This is a genomic window from Streptomyces sp. NBC_00250 (assembly GCF_036192275.1).
Classification (GTDB): Bacteria; Actinomycetota; Actinomycetes; order Streptomycetales; family Streptomycetaceae; genus Streptomyces.
On record NZ_CP108088.1, the window covers coordinates 6387011 to 6402707 of the forward strand.

15 protein-coding genes are annotated in these 15697 nt (G+C 71.8%); 7 read left to right on the forward strand and 8 right to left on the reverse strand.

The window, feature by feature from the left end; translation table 11 throughout:
- Positions 1-77: 77 nt before the first annotated feature.
- Entirely contained in the window at positions 78-470 is a 393-nt protein-coding gene (locus OG259_RS28905) for a hypothetical protein (RefSeq protein WP_328944913.1), read from the reverse strand.
- Positions 471-681: 211 nt separating this feature from the next.
- Between OG259_RS28905 and OG259_RS28910 the strand changes: the two genes are divergently transcribed.
- Complete coding sequence (locus tag OG259_RS28910; protein WP_328944914.1) at positions 682-1242, forward strand: hypothetical protein; 561 nt, start codon at positions 682-684, stop codon at positions 1240-1242.
- A gap of 9 nt (positions 1243-1251) precedes the next feature.
- Here the strand turns inward: OG259_RS28910 and OG259_RS28915 are convergent, their stop codons facing one another.
- The 3 genes from OG259_RS28915 to OG259_RS28925 form a co-directional block, all read right to left on the reverse strand.
- Positions 1252-2262 (reverse strand): LLM class F420-dependent oxidoreductase, encoded by a 1011-nt coding sequence (locus OG259_RS28915; RefSeq protein WP_328944915.1) that lies wholly within the window; start codon positions 2260-2262, stop codon positions 1252-1254.
- A gap of 112 nt (positions 2263-2374) precedes the next feature.
- Positions 2375-3241, reverse strand: a complete 867-nt coding sequence (locus OG259_RS28920; RefSeq protein ID WP_328944916.1) for a DUF5336 domain-containing protein — start codon at positions 3239-3241, stop codon at positions 2375-2377.
- A gap of 109 nt (positions 3242-3350) precedes the next feature.
- The gene (locus tag OG259_RS28925; protein ID WP_328944917.1) at positions 3351-4268 is read right to left on the reverse strand and encodes an N-acetylmuramoyl-L-alanine amidase; all 918 of its coding nucleotides are present in this window, start codon (positions 4266-4268) and stop codon (positions 3351-3353) included.
- A 512-nt stretch (positions 4269-4780) separates the two neighbouring features.
- Between OG259_RS28925 and OG259_RS28930 the strand changes: the two genes are divergently transcribed.
- Complete coding sequence (locus OG259_RS28930; RefSeq protein ID WP_328944918.1) at positions 4781-6433, forward strand: hypothetical protein; 1653 nt, start codon at positions 4781-4783, stop codon at positions 6431-6433.
- Between the two features lie 88 nt (positions 6434-6521).
- Here OG259_RS28930 and OG259_RS28935 read toward each other — a convergent pair whose 3' ends face one another.
- The 3 genes from OG259_RS28935 to OG259_RS28945 all read right to left on the reverse strand — a co-directional run bounded on the left by OG259_RS28935 (position 6522) and on the right by OG259_RS28945 (position 7872).
- Positions 6522-6920 (reverse strand): hypothetical protein, encoded by a 399-nt coding sequence (locus OG259_RS28935; RefSeq protein WP_328944919.1) that lies wholly within the window; start codon positions 6918-6920, stop codon positions 6522-6524.
- Positions 6921-7061: 141 nt separating this feature from the next.
- Entirely contained in the window at positions 7062-7694 is a 633-nt protein-coding gene (locus tag OG259_RS28940) for a class I SAM-dependent methyltransferase (protein WP_328944920.1), read from the reverse strand.
- A 46-nt stretch (positions 7695-7740) separates the two neighbouring features.
- Complete coding sequence (locus OG259_RS28945) at positions 7741-7872, reverse strand: hypothetical protein (protein ID WP_328944921.1); 132 nt, start codon at positions 7870-7872, stop codon at positions 7741-7743.
- Positions 7873-8124: 252 nt separating this feature from the next.
- Here OG259_RS28945 and OG259_RS28955 point away from each other — a divergent pair, with 252 nt between their 5' ends.
- From OG259_RS28955 to OG259_RS28965, 3 genes are all read left to right on the forward strand, one after another.
- Positions 8125-8337 (forward strand): DUF397 domain-containing protein, encoded by a 213-nt coding sequence (locus OG259_RS28955; RefSeq protein ID WP_328944922.1) that lies wholly within the window; start codon positions 8125-8127, stop codon positions 8335-8337.
- A gap of 2 nt (positions 8338-8339) precedes the next feature.
- Complete coding sequence (locus tag OG259_RS28960) at positions 8340-8762, forward strand: hypothetical protein (RefSeq protein WP_328947342.1); 423 nt, start codon at positions 8340-8342, stop codon at positions 8760-8762.
- Positions 8763-8908: 146 nt separating this feature from the next.
- A complete protein-coding gene (locus OG259_RS28965) occupies positions 8909-11248 on the forward strand; it encodes an eCIS core domain-containing protein (protein WP_443052036.1) in 2340 nt (779 codons plus the stop codon).
- Between the two features lie 134 nt (positions 11249-11382).
- Here the strand turns inward: OG259_RS28965 and OG259_RS28970 are convergent, their stop codons facing one another.
- Complete coding sequence (locus tag OG259_RS28970; RefSeq protein WP_328944923.1) at positions 11383-11817, reverse strand: DUF4259 domain-containing protein; 435 nt, start codon at positions 11815-11817, stop codon at positions 11383-11385.
- Between the two features lie 385 nt (positions 11818-12202).
- On the opposite strand from OG259_RS28970, the gene OG259_RS28975 reads away from it, so the two are divergent.
- A complete protein-coding gene (locus tag OG259_RS28975; RefSeq protein ID WP_328944924.1) occupies positions 12203-14416 on the forward strand; it encodes an acyl-CoA dehydrogenase in 2214 nt (737 codons plus the stop codon).
- Positions 14417-14428: 12 nt separating this feature from the next.
- Positions 14429-15625 (forward strand): lipid-transfer protein, encoded by a 1197-nt coding sequence (locus OG259_RS28980; RefSeq protein ID WP_328944925.1) that lies wholly within the window; start codon positions 14429-14431, stop codon positions 15623-15625.
- Positions 15626-15697 lie beyond the last annotated feature (72 nt).

Consider the following 15697-nt stretch of genomic DNA (forward strand, 5'->3'; position numbering starts at 1 on the left):
CTCTCTCCGTGAGGCTCGGGGTGTGACGAGGGAAGGGCGGTGGGCCCGCCGCGTCGCGCGGCGGGCCCATGCCGGTGTCAGTGGGTGATCTCGACGTAGTCGCCGCCGTAACTGAAGGCGCCGACGCTGAAGGCCCGGCCGGGGGTCAGGTCGGAGACCAGGACGAAGGTGTCCGTGCCGTACCGGCCGTCGTCGATGGCGAAGTAGCCGCGCGAGCCGGCCCTCCACTCCCCTGCGGCGTTCTTGTAGAAGCCGACGTAGTAGTCGGAGGTGTCGTCCTTGGCGTCGGCGTAGGTCAGGTTCAGGTCGCTGCAACCGCCGGAGGCCTTGTAGACCACCGTGCCGGGTTCTAGGTAGCCCGTCCAGATGCCGCTCGTCACGCACCCGGCGGCCGAGGCCGTGGGCGCGACGGCGATCAGGGAGGTGGCGGCGATGCCGGCGGCCGCGAGGGCTGCCAGGGCCTTGTTCATGCGGTGCTCCAGGGGATGAGGAAGGAGGAGGCCCGGAAGGGCTGCTGGGCATCACCTTCGGATCCCCGTGGACGGGAAGGCCAGGGTCGGCGGTGTCCCTGGGACGGCCGGGGACATCCGGGGACGGCCGGGACCCGTTCGGAGCCGTCCGGGTGGCGGGCCGGTGGGGCTGCGGAGAGGCTGACGCCACTACCCCCAGGGAGGTCCCGTCGTGCCCAGATCCATACCCCGGTCCGTGTCCCGTGGTGTCGTGGCCCTGCTGCTGTCCTGCGCCCTGCTCCTGACCACCGCCGCCTGCAACGGTGACGACGACGCGAGTACGAGCGGCGCCGCGACCCCGACGGCTTCGAGCAGCTTCGAGCAGCAGAAGCTCGCCAAGACCCGGTTCGTGGCCAACGCGGGTCTGGCCGCGGGAGCCGCGTACCAGTGGATCGTGAAGCCGTACCGCGAGGGCAAGTTCAAGAAGGGCGCGGACGGCCGGACCTTCGCCCTGGTGAAGGCGGGCCTCGCGGGCGCGTTCACGTACAACCGGCTCAAGGCGGCGGCGAACAACGCCAAGGGCGACCCGCTGCTCTCGAAGGCGGTCGCGCCGCTCACGGCGGGCATCGAGTCGCTCAAGGAGCTCGGGACCAAGCTCCGCAAGGGCGAGGTGGGAGACGGGGACGTCGGCGCCTTCGAGAGCGTCATCAACAGCGTCAAGGACGCGGGAAAGAGCGCCGGTGCCGAGGTCGTCGAGAAGGTGCCCAGCGCCTCGCAGCTCAGCGGCGGCTGATCCGTCCGTTCAGCTGTCGAGTTCGGCCAGCAGGCGGAGCGTCGCGGGGTCCGGTGCGGTGACCAGGAGGTCCGTCACCGGGCCGCGCCGCCATGCGTCGAGCCGTTCGGCGATCCGCTCGCGGGGGCCGACGAGCGAGATCTCGTCCGCGAAGGCGTCCGGCACCGCGAGGACGGCCTCCTCGCGCCGCCCGGCCGCGAACAGCTCCTGGACGCGCCTCGCCTCCTTCTCGTACCCCATCCGCCCCATCAGGTCGGCGTGGAAGTTGCGGGCCGCGTGCCCCATGCCGCCGATGTAGAAGCCGAGCATCGCCTTGACCGGCAGCAGTCCGGCCGCCACGTCCTCGCAGACCTGGGCGCGGACCATGGGGGCGACCAGGAAGCCCTCGGGGAGCCGGTCGGGCAGGGCGTACACCTCGGACCAGCGGTCGGGGGTCCAGTACAGCGGCAGCCAGCCGTCGGCGATCGTGAGCGTCTGCGCGATGTTCTTCGGTCCCTCGGCGCCGAGGAGGATCGGGAGGTCGGCGCGGAGCGGGTGGGTGATCGGCTTGAGCGCCTTGCCGAGGCCGGTGCCGTCCGCGCCGGTGTACGGGTGGGAGTGGTGGCGCCCGTCGAGCCGGACGGGGGCCTCGCGGCGCAGGACCTGGCGGACCACGTCCACGTACTCCCGGGTCGCGGTCAGCGGGGAGCGGGGGAAGGGGCGCCCGTACCAGCCCTCGACGACCTGCGGCCCCGAGAGGCCGAGTCCCAGCATGACCCGCCCGCCGGAGAGGTGGTCGAGGGTGAGCGCGTGCATCGCGGTGGTGGTGGGGGCGCGGGCGGCCATCTGCGCGACGGCGGTGCCCAGCCTGATGCGGCTGGTGTGGGCGGCGATCCAGGTCAGCGCGGTGAAGGCGTCGGAGCCCCAGGCCTCCGCCGTCCACACGGAGTCGTAGCCGAGCCGCTCGGCCTCGCGGGCGAGGTCGAGATGGGCGGCGGAGGGGCCGCGGCCCCAGTAGCCGAGGGCGAGTCCGAGTCGCATGCCCCGCATCCTTTCTGACGATCCGTCAGTTCAGGCGATGCGGGGACTGTACGCCAACGGCCCCCCGCCCGGAAGGGATTCCGGGCGAGGGGCCGTGAAGCTGTCCGACGGGTCAGCCGCGCTGGATGCCCGTGGTGTCCTGCAGCACGCCACGACGGCCGTCCTGCGTCTGGGCCACCAGGGTGGAACCGCGCTGCTCGACCGCCAGGTACCAGGTACCCGGGGCCAGTTCGGCGATCGGCGCCTGGGAGCCGTCCTCCGCGTACAGCGGACGGCCGACCGGGACCGCGAACCAGAACGGCGTGAAGTCCGCGGCCGCGGGCGCCTGCGGGGCCTGAGCCTGGGCCTGCGGCTCGGGCTGCTGAGGGGCCTGCGGCTGCGGGGCGGCGGCGGCCTGCGCGCCGAACGGCTGGCCCGCACCCTGCGAGGGGTCCTGCGGTCCGCCGAAGGGCTGCTGCTGCGCACCCGGGTAGCCGTAGCCGCCGGGAACGCCCTGCGGGCCGGGCTGGCCGGGCTGCATGCCGTACGGCTGCGGGGTCTGCGGCTTGGGCGCGCCGACGAGCGGGGCCTGGAGGGCGGGGACCATCGGGCCGGCCACGGCGGCACCGGCCAGGACCAGGGAGGCGATCAGGCCGAGGACCAGGCCCGCGCCGGAGTTCTCCGACTCGAAGATCCACATCAGCAGGGTCCACGCGGCGGCGACGGTGAACGCGGCACCGACCTGGCCGAGCTCGAAGCCGGCCACCTTGCGCTGCTGCGGCAGGCTGCGGGACGTGATCACGAGGGCCGCGCCGGCGATGCCGAGGAAGAAGGAGCCCCAGCCGAGGTAGGAGATCTCCCACGAGTTCGTGGTCGGGACCTGGTCACAGATCGCGGGGGCGGCGTCGCAGCCGCTGATGTCGAGGAACGAGGCGATGAACAGCACCACCGCTGCACCGATCAGCACGCCATCGCCTCGGGTGAGGGAGCGGATATTCACGTAAGAAGTCCTTCGTCGGGTCGTCGCGTCGGGGTGGCGCTCAGGTCATGGCACGGGGGATGGCACGGAGCTGCCCCATCGTACGGAGCGAATCTATCGCCCGCGGGTTCTACCCCTTGAGGTAGGTCGCGATGCCGTCCGCGATCCCCTGGGCCGCCTTCTGCCGCCACGTCTCCGACGTGAGCAGCTGTGCGTCCTTCGGATCACGCATATTGCCGCATTCGACGAAGACCTTGGGGACGGTTGAGAGATTGAGTCCCCCGAGATCGTCGCGGACATCCAACCCCGTACCGGAACCAAGGTAGTTGGCGGGAGCCGTTCCGGTGGCACGGGCGAACCGGTCCACGATCCGCTCGCCCAGCTCCCGGGACGGGGTGACGATCTTCGCGGTGTCGGCGGATCCTTCCCGCACGCGTGCGGGAAGGATCACATGGAATCCGCGGTTGCCGACGGCGGAACCGTCCGCGTGGACGGAGACGACGGCGTCGGCGTGGGCCGCGTTGCCGATCTTCGCCCGCTCGTCGATGCACGGGCCCCAGGGGCGGTCGGCGTCGTGGGTCAGGACCACCTCGGCACCGCGCGCGGTGAGGAGGTCCCGCAGTCGGTGGGAGACGTCGAGGGTGAACGAGGCCTCGGTGTATCCGGCGTTCGTCGAGGTGCCGGTGGTGTCGCACTCCTTACGAGTGGTGCCGATATTCACCTTCTGGTTGATTTTCGAGGAATGCCGGAAATTGCCAGGGTTGTGGCCGGGGTCGATGACGACGGTCCGCCCGGTGAGAGGGCGGTTCGACCGGCTCGGAGGAGGGGATCCTGTCGCCGCGGTGGTCCCGGTCGCCGCGGGGGAGCTGGTCGGCTGTCCGCCGGAGTCGCCTGCGGTGCCGGAGGCGAGTGACGGGCTCGGCTGCTTCCCGCTGTCCTGCTGCGAGGCCTGCGAGGTCGCGCAGCCGGCGAGTACGGCGCAGCAGCCCGCGGCGGCGAGGGTGAGGGCGAGGGTACGGCGGGTGGTCTTCCGGTGGTCGTACGGCACCTGGCGACTCTAGGCCCTGTATGAGACGAAATCCCGTAGGGGGTAGGTCGCAGGTTGGTCACCGCTTCCCGGAACGGTGGACGCGTGTGGGGAGACCGTGAAGGGTAGGTGAGAAGAGGCGACGGTGGGGTGTCACCGCGCATGGCCCACGAGGGGGAACCGTGGTGGGGGAAGAACCGAACGACGCACGTCCCGAACCGTCCGACGCGCGTCCGGAACCGTCCGACAGACGACCCGAGCCGTCTGGCGTACGTCCGGAACCGTCTGACCGGCCGCCCGTCGGAGACGGCCGGGTGCCGGACCCGAGGACTCCCGCGGCACCGTGGGAGGCGCCACCCGCGCCTGCCGCACCCGCACCACCCGCACCACCCGCCGCGCCCGTCGCGTCGCCGCCCACGCTGAGCTTCGGACCGCCGCCCGCCGCCGCTGCGGCTGCCGCCCACGGCGCGCCAGCCGGGTCCGATCCCGGCCCCGCCGCGTCCGGCCACGCTCCCGGTCCTGCTCAGGGCCCCGTGCCCGCGGCGGGTCCCGCCCCGGCGCCCGGCTGGGCCGGTGCCGGGACGCCTCCGCCGCCGCCCGGCTACGGGCCGCCGGGGTACGGCCCGCCCGGGTACGGCCCGCCGCCCGGGGACGGCGGGCAGCCGCCCGCGCAGCCGCCCGGCGAGGCGAACGGCGCACAGGCCGCCATGATCGGCCTGCTCAACCTCTCCTGCCTGGGCCTCGGTTACGTCCTCCTGCGCAACTGGGTCGGCGCCGCGATCTGCTGGATCGCCACCGCCGCCCTCCTCGTCATGGCGCTCCCCGCCGACGTCGACGGCGTGCCCCTCGGGCTTCTCGTCGGCTACGGCGCCTTCCTGCTGCTCGCCGCCGCCGACGGCGCCAGGCGCGGGCTGCGCGCCACCCTCAGCATCGGCGCCTCCTTCCGCCGCCTCGCGCTGCCGCTCGCCCTCGTGCTGCTGGCCGTGCCCGCGGGCGGCTCGCTCGCGTACGGGGCGGCCCGCGACGAGGCGAAGGAGCAGGCCCTGCTCGAACGCCTCTCGGCGGCGGACGCGCTGGTCGAGACCGCCGACGACGGCCTGACCTTCGACAAGGCCGAGCCGACCTACCGCAAGGCGCTCGCCACCTACCAGGAGCTCGGCACCAAGCACGCGGGCTCGCGAGCCGGGAAGCTGGTCCCCGCGCGCCTCGACACGTATTACGAGACGGTCTCCCGCCCGTACGCGAAGAAGGCGTACTGCGAGGCCGTCGCGCCGCTCAAGCACCTGCGCGGGCTCGCCGGCGACGGCACCGTCGACAAGGAGCTGCTCGGCGTCCGGCCCGCCAAGACCGACGAGCCGCTGGCCGAGTCCCTCTTCGAGTGCGGGACGGCCGCGCTCGGCGTGGAGGCCGCCGACCCGCCGGCCAGCGAGAGCCTCAACGCGCTGTACGACACCTTCCCGAAGTCGGCCCAGGCCACCCGTGTCGAGCCGGCGGTCCGCGCGGCGATCAAGACCCGGACGACCGCCCTCACCGGCGGCGCCACTCCGTGCGAGACCACGAAGGAGCTGCGCGCGCTCCACTCCTCCGTCGAGAACATGACGGACCCCGCCCTCGAAGACGCGTCGAAGGAGGCCGCAGGCGCGGTCCAGCGGGGCGACTTCGCCTGCGGGACCTCGCAGTTCAAGAGCAAGGAGTACGACGACGCGATCAAGACCATGACCCAGTACGCCAAGGACTACCCCAGCAGCCCGGACGCGGCGCACGCCCGCTCCATCGCCATCGCCGCCGAGATCGCCGACGAGGAGCCCGCGGCGGGCAAGAAGCTGCCCTCGGCCGACGTGCCCGGCGGCGCGCGGATGGTGATGGTGGTCAGCAACGACGGCCCGGGTGAGGTCGAGCTGCTCTACACCGGTCCGATGACCGGCAAGGTCACCCTGAAGGCGTGCGGGACCTGCACCAAGTACCCGGGCCCGATCTTCTCGCAGGGCAAGAAGATCAAGGCCTGCACCGGTCCGTCCTCGAAGTACCCGAAGGCGACCCTGCTGCTGCCCGCCGGTGACTACCACTTCCTCCAGAAGCGGGCCTCGACCGGCACGTCCACGGCCGGGGACACCAAGACGAGCAAGGCGAAGATCGAATCGGGCTACAGCTACACCAACTGCCTGTACGTGACCTCGGGGTTCTGACCCGACCCGCGCGAGGCGCCTTCACCCGACGGCTGTCACCTTCCGAGGTGGCGGCCGTCGGGCTGTCGGGCCGCCAGGAGCCGGGAGGTCACTCGCCCCAGTAGATGACCTCGGTCTCCCACCAGCCGCCGTTGTTACGGTCGAACAGCCGGACGTTGCACGCCGTGTTGGAGTCGCGGCCGATCCCGAACGTGTAGGTCCGCGTCTCACCCGCCGAGATCCAGAACGCCCCGTCGGAGCCCCACCAGCCCGCCTTGGTGCCGTTCACGCAGACCAGGTTGAAGTCGACGAGGACGGCGTTGCCGCTGCGCTTCGCGTACTTGGCGTCCCACCCGTTGGGCACACTGCGGATGCAGAGGTCGCCGGCGCCGATGTTCCGGCACTTCCAGGACGTCGTCACGTACGCCTGAGCGGGTGTGGCCGTCGCCGCCACGGCGCCGACCAGCATCGCTCCCACGGTGGCCGCCGTCGCGAATCGCCTTCTCATGAATGCCCCCTCCGCGCCCCGCCCGGGGCGCCGATCTGTGATGACCCGACCCGGTACACGCTAGGAGCGGGCACACGGCGGAAGGGCCGCACAGCGTCCCGTCGTCATTCCTGGGACGGGAGGCGAGACGCGGGACGACGGTCAGCCCAGGCGGCGCAGGACCCGCAGCGAGTCCGTGACCGAGACCTCCTCGAAGTCCCCCGACTCCAGCGCGCGGAGGTAGATCCGGTACGGGGCCTGGCCGCCGTCCTCCGGGTTCGGGAAGACGTCGTGGATGACCAGCAGGCCCCCGGGGGCGACCTTGGGGGCCCAGCCCTCGTAGTCGTTGGTGGCGTGCTCGTCGGTGTGCCCGCCGTCGACGAACACGAACCCGAGCTGTCCGCCCCACACCTTCGCGACCTGCGGCGACCGCCCGACGACGGCGATCACGTGCTCTTCGAGCCCCGCCCTGCGCAGCGTCCGCCGGAAGGTCGGCAGCGTGTCCATGAGCCCGACCTCCGGGTCGACCACGGTCTCGTCGTGGTACTCCCACCCCGGCTGCTGCTCCTCGCTGCCCCGGTGGTGGTCCACGGTCACGGCGACCGTTCCCGCCTGCCGGGCCACGTCGGCGAGCAGGATCGTGGAGCGCCCGCAGTACGTGCCGACCTCCAGGAGCGGCAGCCCGAGCTTCGCCGCCTCGGTCGCCGCCTCGTACAGCGCGAGGCCCTCCCCGACGGGCATGAAGCCCTTCGCGGCCTCGAAGGCGGCAAGGATCTCGGGCTCGGGCACGGACATGGTGACTCCTACTGGCGGGTACGCGGGTACGGGCGCCCATCGTGCCCTACGCGTCGCACTCGAACCACACCGTCTTCCCGTCGGCCCGCTCGTCGACCCCCCACCGATCCGTCACCGCCTCCACCAGGACCAGCCTCCGCCCGCCCTCGTCCCACGGATCCGCAGCCTTCGCGAACACGGCTCCGGGCACCCCGTCCGTGACCTCGCCCCGGAGCCCGTACGGCTCGCAGGATCAGGACCGAGCACCGCCGGCCGGGCACGTGCCGGACCACGTTGGCGAGCGTCTGCACCGAGGACTTCGTCCAAGGGCATATGACGGTGGATTCAGCCGCGTTCAGGGAGGGGTCGCGCCGTTACGATCACCTCCGAGCGGCCGCTCTGCCGGTGGAGGACTCGACCACGCTGATCACCCGCGTCATGGAGGAACACTATGGAGAGCAACCAGAACCTGACGGGAGCGCGCCGGCGCAAGTCCTCGTACAGCGGCGACACCGGCGGTCAGTGCATCGAGATCGCCGACCTCACCGCCCACATCGCCGTCCGCGACTCCAAGAACCCCGAAGGCCCCGCCTTCCGCGCCGCCCCCGTCGCCTTCACGGCCTTCGTGACGGCCGCCGTCGAGGGGCGTATCGGCGGCTGCTGATCATGACGACCCTCATAGGGACGATGATCCTCGCCATCGGCCTGCCGGCCTGGGCGGGGATCACCTACGTCGGACTGGTCCGGGCCCGCCGGGGCAACGAACTGCCCCAGCCCGATCCGCCCCGCTCCCCGCGCACGCCCGCCAAGAAGGCCGCCTGGGTCGCCGGGCTCGCCTACCTCGCGGGCGGGGCGGTGCACGTGTACGGGCTGTCGTACCTGCCGTTCCTCTTTCCGGACGACGCGTGCTACTTCGGCGTGGGGATCAAGGACTACCCGGACTCCAGCAGCGCGCTGCCCGTGAGTCTGGTGTGCCACGGCATCGAGGTCGTCCCGTGGTGGGTCAATCCGGGCCTCCTCGTCCTCGCGGTGACCGCCGTCGGCGCGACCGTGACGAGCGTCGTCCTCATGCTCAGGCGTCACCGCTAGGGGAGTGCGGGAACCGTCCTGAATGGCCCGTCCGGTGAGTTTTGCCCGTTCGGTCAGTTCATGCTGCCCGGACGCACCTGGCATCCGCGGTTCCCGGCGGCGTATCCAGAAGGAGCCGACGAACCCACGCCACCAGAGAGATCCCCGTGCGCGATCACGAGAACGCCAAAGCCGCCGAGGCCGACAGGGACGGTACCTCCTCCCGCACGCCCGAGCGGTCACTGTCCGGACAACAGTTGGGCCTGCCGGGTCTGCAAGCCGTGGTCGGCAACGCCGCGGTCGTCCAGATGCTCCGTCAGGCCGGTCACCCCTGGGCCGCGCCCGAACCGCATCAGCACGGCAGTGGTTGCGGGCACCAGGCGGAGTCACCCGCCGTGCAGCGCTCCGCCGTCCACGATGTGCTGCGCTCCGGCGGGCGCCCCCTGGACGAGGGCACCCGCAGCGACATGGAGGCGCGCCTGGGTGCGGACTTCTCCGATGTGCGGATCCACACGGACGCCGCGGCGAAGGCCTCCGCGACCGAGGTCGGGGCCCGCGCCTACACCTCCGGCAACCATGTCGTCATCGGCGACGGGGGTGCCGACAGGCACACCCTCGCCCACGAGTTGACCCACGTCATCCAACAGCGCCAAGGGCCGGTCGCCGGAACCGACAACGGCTCCGGCCTGAAGGTCTCCGACCCGTCCGACCGCTTCGAGCGAGAAGCCGAGGCGAACGCGCGACGTGCCCTGTCGGTCTCGGCTCCGGCGGGGGACGTCGCGCCGCGGAGCGAGGTCCGGTCGCCGCCGGCTCAGCGTTCCGTTCAGCGCGTGATCGAGGAGACATCGTCGTCCGCCATGGCGCCACCCCCCGTGACGACCACGCAGGAGAGCACGGCCGTGGCCGCGCCGTCTTTCGGTATCGAACTCCGTAGTAAGGCGGATGCGCAGCAGCATGGGCTCACGAAGGACAACACCCTCGTCGTAGCCGCGGGGCACTCCGGCGACATGTACCACATCCGGGCCGCCATGCTCGTCGACAGGAACCTCAAGCTTGTCATGTACGGCCTGTTGGATGAGTTCGACGAGGTCGAGGACAGTGCGAGGATCGCTGAAAGGGTGGGTAATTCCGAGCGGGCGGCGGCGAGTTCGAGTCCGCATTCTCAACGCTTGGTACAAGAGTACAAGGACGAACTGAAGCGCCTCCAAATCGAAGCGGGGCAACGAGCGGGCGCAGCCGGCGCCGACAAAGCGGCGGTCAAGGCGGACTACAAGACAAGGATCGACGCGTTCAAGCAGGGCGAGGTGACCCGTGTGGCGACGGAGCGGGACCGGCTTGCGGAAACGATCAGGGTAAGGGCCGGAAGTGAGATCGACCGCGAGAGGACGGAGCGCCCCCGAAGGAAGGCGGCTCTCGACCGGAAGGCGTTGGGCATGTTCCAGCTCAACGCGGATCTGGGGCCCGGTCGGATCTTCTACACCAAGAAGACTTCGGGGGAAGGGCTCGGGCTCGATCACGGCGGTGGGGAGAATCTCGCCACCGAGCAGTTCAAGCAGGGCATGCTCACCGAGGGAACGTGGGCCGGAGCCGACGGCGGCGCGGAGAGGCTTGAACGGTTCTACGACCAGTACGCGGCCCCGGACACCGTTACCGAGCAGGCGTTCGAGGCGGCGTGCGGGAATCCCACTCACGTACTGAGCAGGTTCCGGGAGGGTGTCCCGTACGTCATCGTGAACTTCCGGGACAGTGGTCATACGGGGGAGGGCAACGCCCCCGCGCTCGACACCGGCCGGGAGGGCCTGGCTCAGATCCAGAGCATGGTCGAGACGCATGCCGCGCTCGGCGCCGGGGTGAAGCCGATCCCCATCGGCGGGTTTCCGGCTCCGGGCGGCATCGACGGGCCGCACCTGCTCGAGTACTGGAAATGGCCCGAGGCGAGGGACCGCCGCGCCCAGCTCGCACTGCTGAGGTTCCTCAAGAAGAAGTTCAACATCCTCGGCGCGGTGGGAATGCGCAGTGGAGTCACCGATCAGTTCGCGTTCGCGGGAATCAAGACCCTGTCCATCGACATATCCCCGTCCCGGTCCATGGCCGCGGAGGGTGTGATCGACCACAATGCGAAGGTGGAGGAGTACCCGTCCAAGGGCTGGGAGCGTGGCGGCAAGCTGGAGGCGGTCTTCGGTCCGAACTACGGACGCGCATTTCTCGGTCAGGCCCGCGAGAACGAAGGGGCCGTCAACGATCCCACGTGGGGAGGCCCCTTCGGGGGGCAGGATCAGGGAATGATCCGCGACGCCATGGGATTCTATTTCGGCTCCCAGAGCACCACGGCCGAACCCAGGGCGACGGATGAGGAGTTCCGGCACTCGTCCCACCCGCTGCATCAGAGCAGTCGTGATGCGCTCGAAAGCAGCACCGTACTGGGGCCGAACAAGAAGAAGGCGATCCGCAAGAGGATCGAGGAGCAGCTGAAGCAGGACGAGAAGGACAGGGCCCGCAAGGGGTAGTCGCGCCGCGGGCGCCTGACGTGCTCTCGCGCGATGGGGTGAGCGATGAGCTGAGCGGCCCGAGCGGAGCGTGGACGCGAGCACCGACCTGACGGGCGGACAGGTCGATGCCCGCGTCGGGCCCCGGACCGGCGTCAGGCGTCCGTAAGGGTGTCCGCATCCGCATCCGCCCCCGCCAGTACCGCCCGCAGTTTCCGTACCCCTTCCTTCCACTCCTCGCCGTCCGACTCCTCCCAGAGTTCGAGGAGTTCGGAGGGCTCGGTGAGGATCCGGTCCAGGGAGGCCGCGGCCTGCGGGCGGAGTCCGTCCGGGAGGGGCGGCAGGGGGTCCTTCGGGCCGTACGCGGTGGTGACCGGGTCACCGGCCGGGCACTGGGCCGCGACCAGGGCCGCCGAGGCGATCGCCTCGACTGCCACGTCCGAGTCCAGGTAGTCGCCACCGGTCTCGATCACCTCGCGGAAGGCCGTGCGCAGCACGTCCGCCTTCTTCTCCGCCGGGGCCTCGTCCACCCGGTACGAGAAGTCGGCTGCGGTGTCGTTGTCGAAGGGGCCGATGTCCCAGGTGCCCATGGCGTGCTCGCTCTCTCCGTGCTCGGTCGCTCAGCTGTGCCGACAGCGTGGCAGGCACCACTGACAACGCCCGTCCGGTGCCGGTGCGGAGTGCTGGGATCCCGGGCATGACGACGGACGACGCGCGCGGCGCGCGTGGTGCTCCCGGGCGGATGCGGATGCGGATCGGCGCGGTGCCCTCCCTCGACCCGGATGGTCGGGAGGTGGTCCTGGACCTCGACCAGGGCTCCGCCGAGCCGGGTGAGCCCAGGCGCCGCCACCAGCTGCCTGACCAAGGGGCTTCCCGTCGGGAGCCCCGGAATCCGAGGGGTCTGCCGTGCCCCGGGACCACACGACCCCGTATCTGACCTTCCGTCAGAATGGAACGTGTTCTAGTCTGCCGCGCATGGGCATCGCCATCACGCACGAACAGCGGGAGCTCGCCCGATCCGTCCGGGGCTGGCTCACCCGCGCCGTACCTCCCGAGGAGGTCCGCAAGCACCTGGACGTCCCCGACACCGCCACCGTCCGTCCGGCGTACTGGGACGCCGCCGCCGAGCAGGGGCTCCTCGGGCTCCACCTTCCCGAGGAGTACGGGGGAGGGGGCGGCGACCTAGGGGACCTCGTCGTCGTCGTGGAGGAGGCCGCCAGGGCCCTGCTGCCCGGGCCCCACCTGCCCTCCGTACTCGCCGCCGAGCTCCTGCACCGGGCCGGGCAGGGGGAGCTGGCCGCCGCCCTCGCGCGCGGGGAACGCATCGGGGCCGTCGCCCTTGCCGGCAGCGGCCTCGACGCGACCAGCCCCGATGCCGACACCGGCAGCAGCGGTGACACCGGCACCCTCACCGCCGTCCGCACCGCGAGCGGCTATCTCCTCGACGGCGCCGCACCCCCCGTCCTCGGCGGCGCACAGGCCGACCTCGTGCTCCTGCGGGCCGCCACCGCCGACGGCAGCGTCTGGCTCGCCGTCGACACCGACGGCCTCGCCGTGCGCGCCCACGAGAGCGCCGACCCGACCCGGCCCACCGCCGAGATCACCGCCCGGGCCAGTCACGTCCCCGCCGCCCGTGAACTCGCCCTCGACACCCCGCTCGTCCACGACCTCGCCGCCGTCCTCTTCGCCGCCGACGCCTGCGGCACCGCCGCCCGCGCCGTCGAGACCGCCGCCGAACACGCCCGTACCCGGGAACAGTTCGGCCGTCCCATCGGACAGTTCCAGGGCGTCAAACACCTCTGCGCCGACATGCTCGTCCGGCTCGAACAGGCCCGCGCCCTCACCTGGGACGCCGCCCGGGCGGGGGACGACGACGCCCGGCCCCTCACCGCCGCGCTCGCCGCCGCCACCGCCCTCGACACCGCGTACACCTGCGCCAAGGACTGCATCCAGATCCTCGGCGGCACCGGCTTCACCTGGGAGCACGACGCCCACCTGCTCCTCCGCCGGGCCCTCGTCGCCCGCCAGCTCCTCGGCACCGGCGACCGGCACCGGCTCGCCGCCCTCCGGCACGCCGCCGCGGGCGTCCGGCGCGGCCTCCGGCTCGACCTGCCGCCCGAGGCCGATCCGTACCGCGCGGCCGCCCGGGAGGCCGTCGCCGCCGCCACCGGACTCGACCCCGCCGCCGCCCGGCGCGCCCTCGCCACCACCGGCTACGCCGCCCCGCACCTCCCGGAGCCGTACGGACTCGGCGCCGGCCCCCTCCAGCAGCTCGCCGTCCAGCGGGAACTGGACGAGGCCGGGATCACCGTCGCCGGACTCGGCATCGCCACCTGGGTCGTACCGTCCCTCCTCGCCCACGGCACCCCCGCCCAGCAGGCCGAACACCTCGGCCCGACCCTGCGCGGCGAACGCCTCTGGTGCCAGCTCTTCTCCGAGCCCGGCGCCGGCTCCGACCTCGCCTCCCTCCGGACCCGCGCCGAACGCACCGAGGACGGGCGCTGGCGGATCAACGGCCAGAAGGTGTGGACGAGTGCCGCCCAGTGGGCCCACCACGGCATCCTGCTCGCCCGGACGAACCCCACCGCCCCCAAGCACAAGGGCCTCACCTACTTCCTCGTCGACATGCGGAACACTCCCGGGATCGACGTACGGCCGCTCAAGGAGATCACCGGGGACTCCCTCTTCAACGAGGTCTGGTTCGACGACGCGATCCTCCCCGCCGACGCCGTCGTCGGCGAGGTCGACGACGGCTGGCGGGTCGCCCGCAACACCCTCGGCAACGAACGCGTCCACATGGCCGACCAGGTCGCCTTCGACACCGGCCTCGAAGCCGTCATCGCCCGGGCGGACCGGGCCGACAGCTCCGTACGCGTACGGATCGGGGCCCTGCTCGCCGAGGCGCACGCGCTCGCGTGCATCGGTCTGCGCACCACCCTGCTCCAGGTGTCCGGGCTCGAACCCGGCGCGGGCGCCAGCGTCCGCAAGCTCGTCCAGACCCTCCACCAGCAGAAGCTCGCCGAACTCACCCTCGAACTCCTCGGCCCCGCAGGGGCCGTGCGCGAGGGCCCCGGCGAACGGGCCGTCCACGGACTGCTCATGTCCCGCTGCCTCACCATCGCGGGCGGCACCACCCAGGTACAGCTCAATGTCGTCGCCGAGCGGCTGCTCGGCCTGCCGCGAGACTGAGGGGGAACCGAGATGACCACCAAGGCGTACGTCGTCGGTGTGGGGATGACCAAGTTCGAGAAGCCCGAGACCCGCGACTGGCAGTACTGGGACATGGTCCGGGAGGCCGGCACCGCGGCCCTCGCCGACGCGGGCGTCCCCTACGCGCGCGTGGAGCAGGCCGCCGTCGGCTACTGCTTCCAGGCCTCCACCGCCGGACAGCGCGCCGTCTACGAACTCGGGCTCTCCGGCATCCCCGTCTACAACCTCAACAACAACTGCGCCACCGGCTCCACCGCCCTCATGACGGCCCGCCAGTTCGTCGAGGGCGGCATCGCCGACTGCGTCCTCGCCCTCGGCTTCGAGAAGATGAGCCGGGGCGCGCTCGGCGGCGGGTCCGGCGCCGGGGACTTCACGACCTCGCCCGTCGCCCGGCACTACGGGATCATGGCCGCCGGCCACGGCTTCGAGGCGAGCCCGCCCACCGCCCAGATCTTCGGCAACGCGGCCCGCGAGCACATGGAGCGGTACGGGACGACCGAGGTGCAGCTCGCGGCCGTCGGCGCCAAGAACCACCAGCACTCGGCGAACAACCCCAACGCCCAGTTCCAGGACGTCTACACCGTCGACGAGATCCTCGCCGCGAAGACCGTCCACCGGCCGCTCACCAAGCTCCAGTGCTCGCCCACCTCGGACGGCGCGGCGGCCGCCCTCGTCGTCTCCGAGCGCTTCGTCGACGAACACGGACTGCGGGGGCGGGCGGTGGAGATCGCCGCGCAGGCGATGACCACCGACACCGAGGAGTCCTTCGCCTCCGGCTCCTGCATCGACGCCGTCGGCCGCCCGATGTCCCGGGCCGCCGCCCGGCAGGTGTACGAGCGTTCCGGGCTCGGCATCGAGGACGTCGACGTGATCGAACTCCACGACTGCTTCTCCATCAACGAACTCCTCACCTACGAGGCGCTCGGCATGTGCGAGGAGGGCGCCTCCGGCAAACTCGTCGAGTCCGGCGCCACCACGTACGGCGGCCGCTGGGTCGTGAACCCCTCCGGCGGTCTCATCTCCAAGGGCCACCCCCTGGGCGCCACGGGCCTCGCGCAGACCGCCGAACTCGTGTGGCAGCTCCGGGGCGAGGCGGGGGCGCGCCAGGTGACGGGGGCGCGGGTCGGGCTCGCGCACAACATCGGACTCGGCGGGGCCGCGGTGGTGACGCTGCTGCGCAAGCCGTAGGTCGGAGGCCCTAGTCCGATGGCGGGACCTTCGGCGTATGTACGGGTCGCGGGCGGTCTGCGACCATGACAT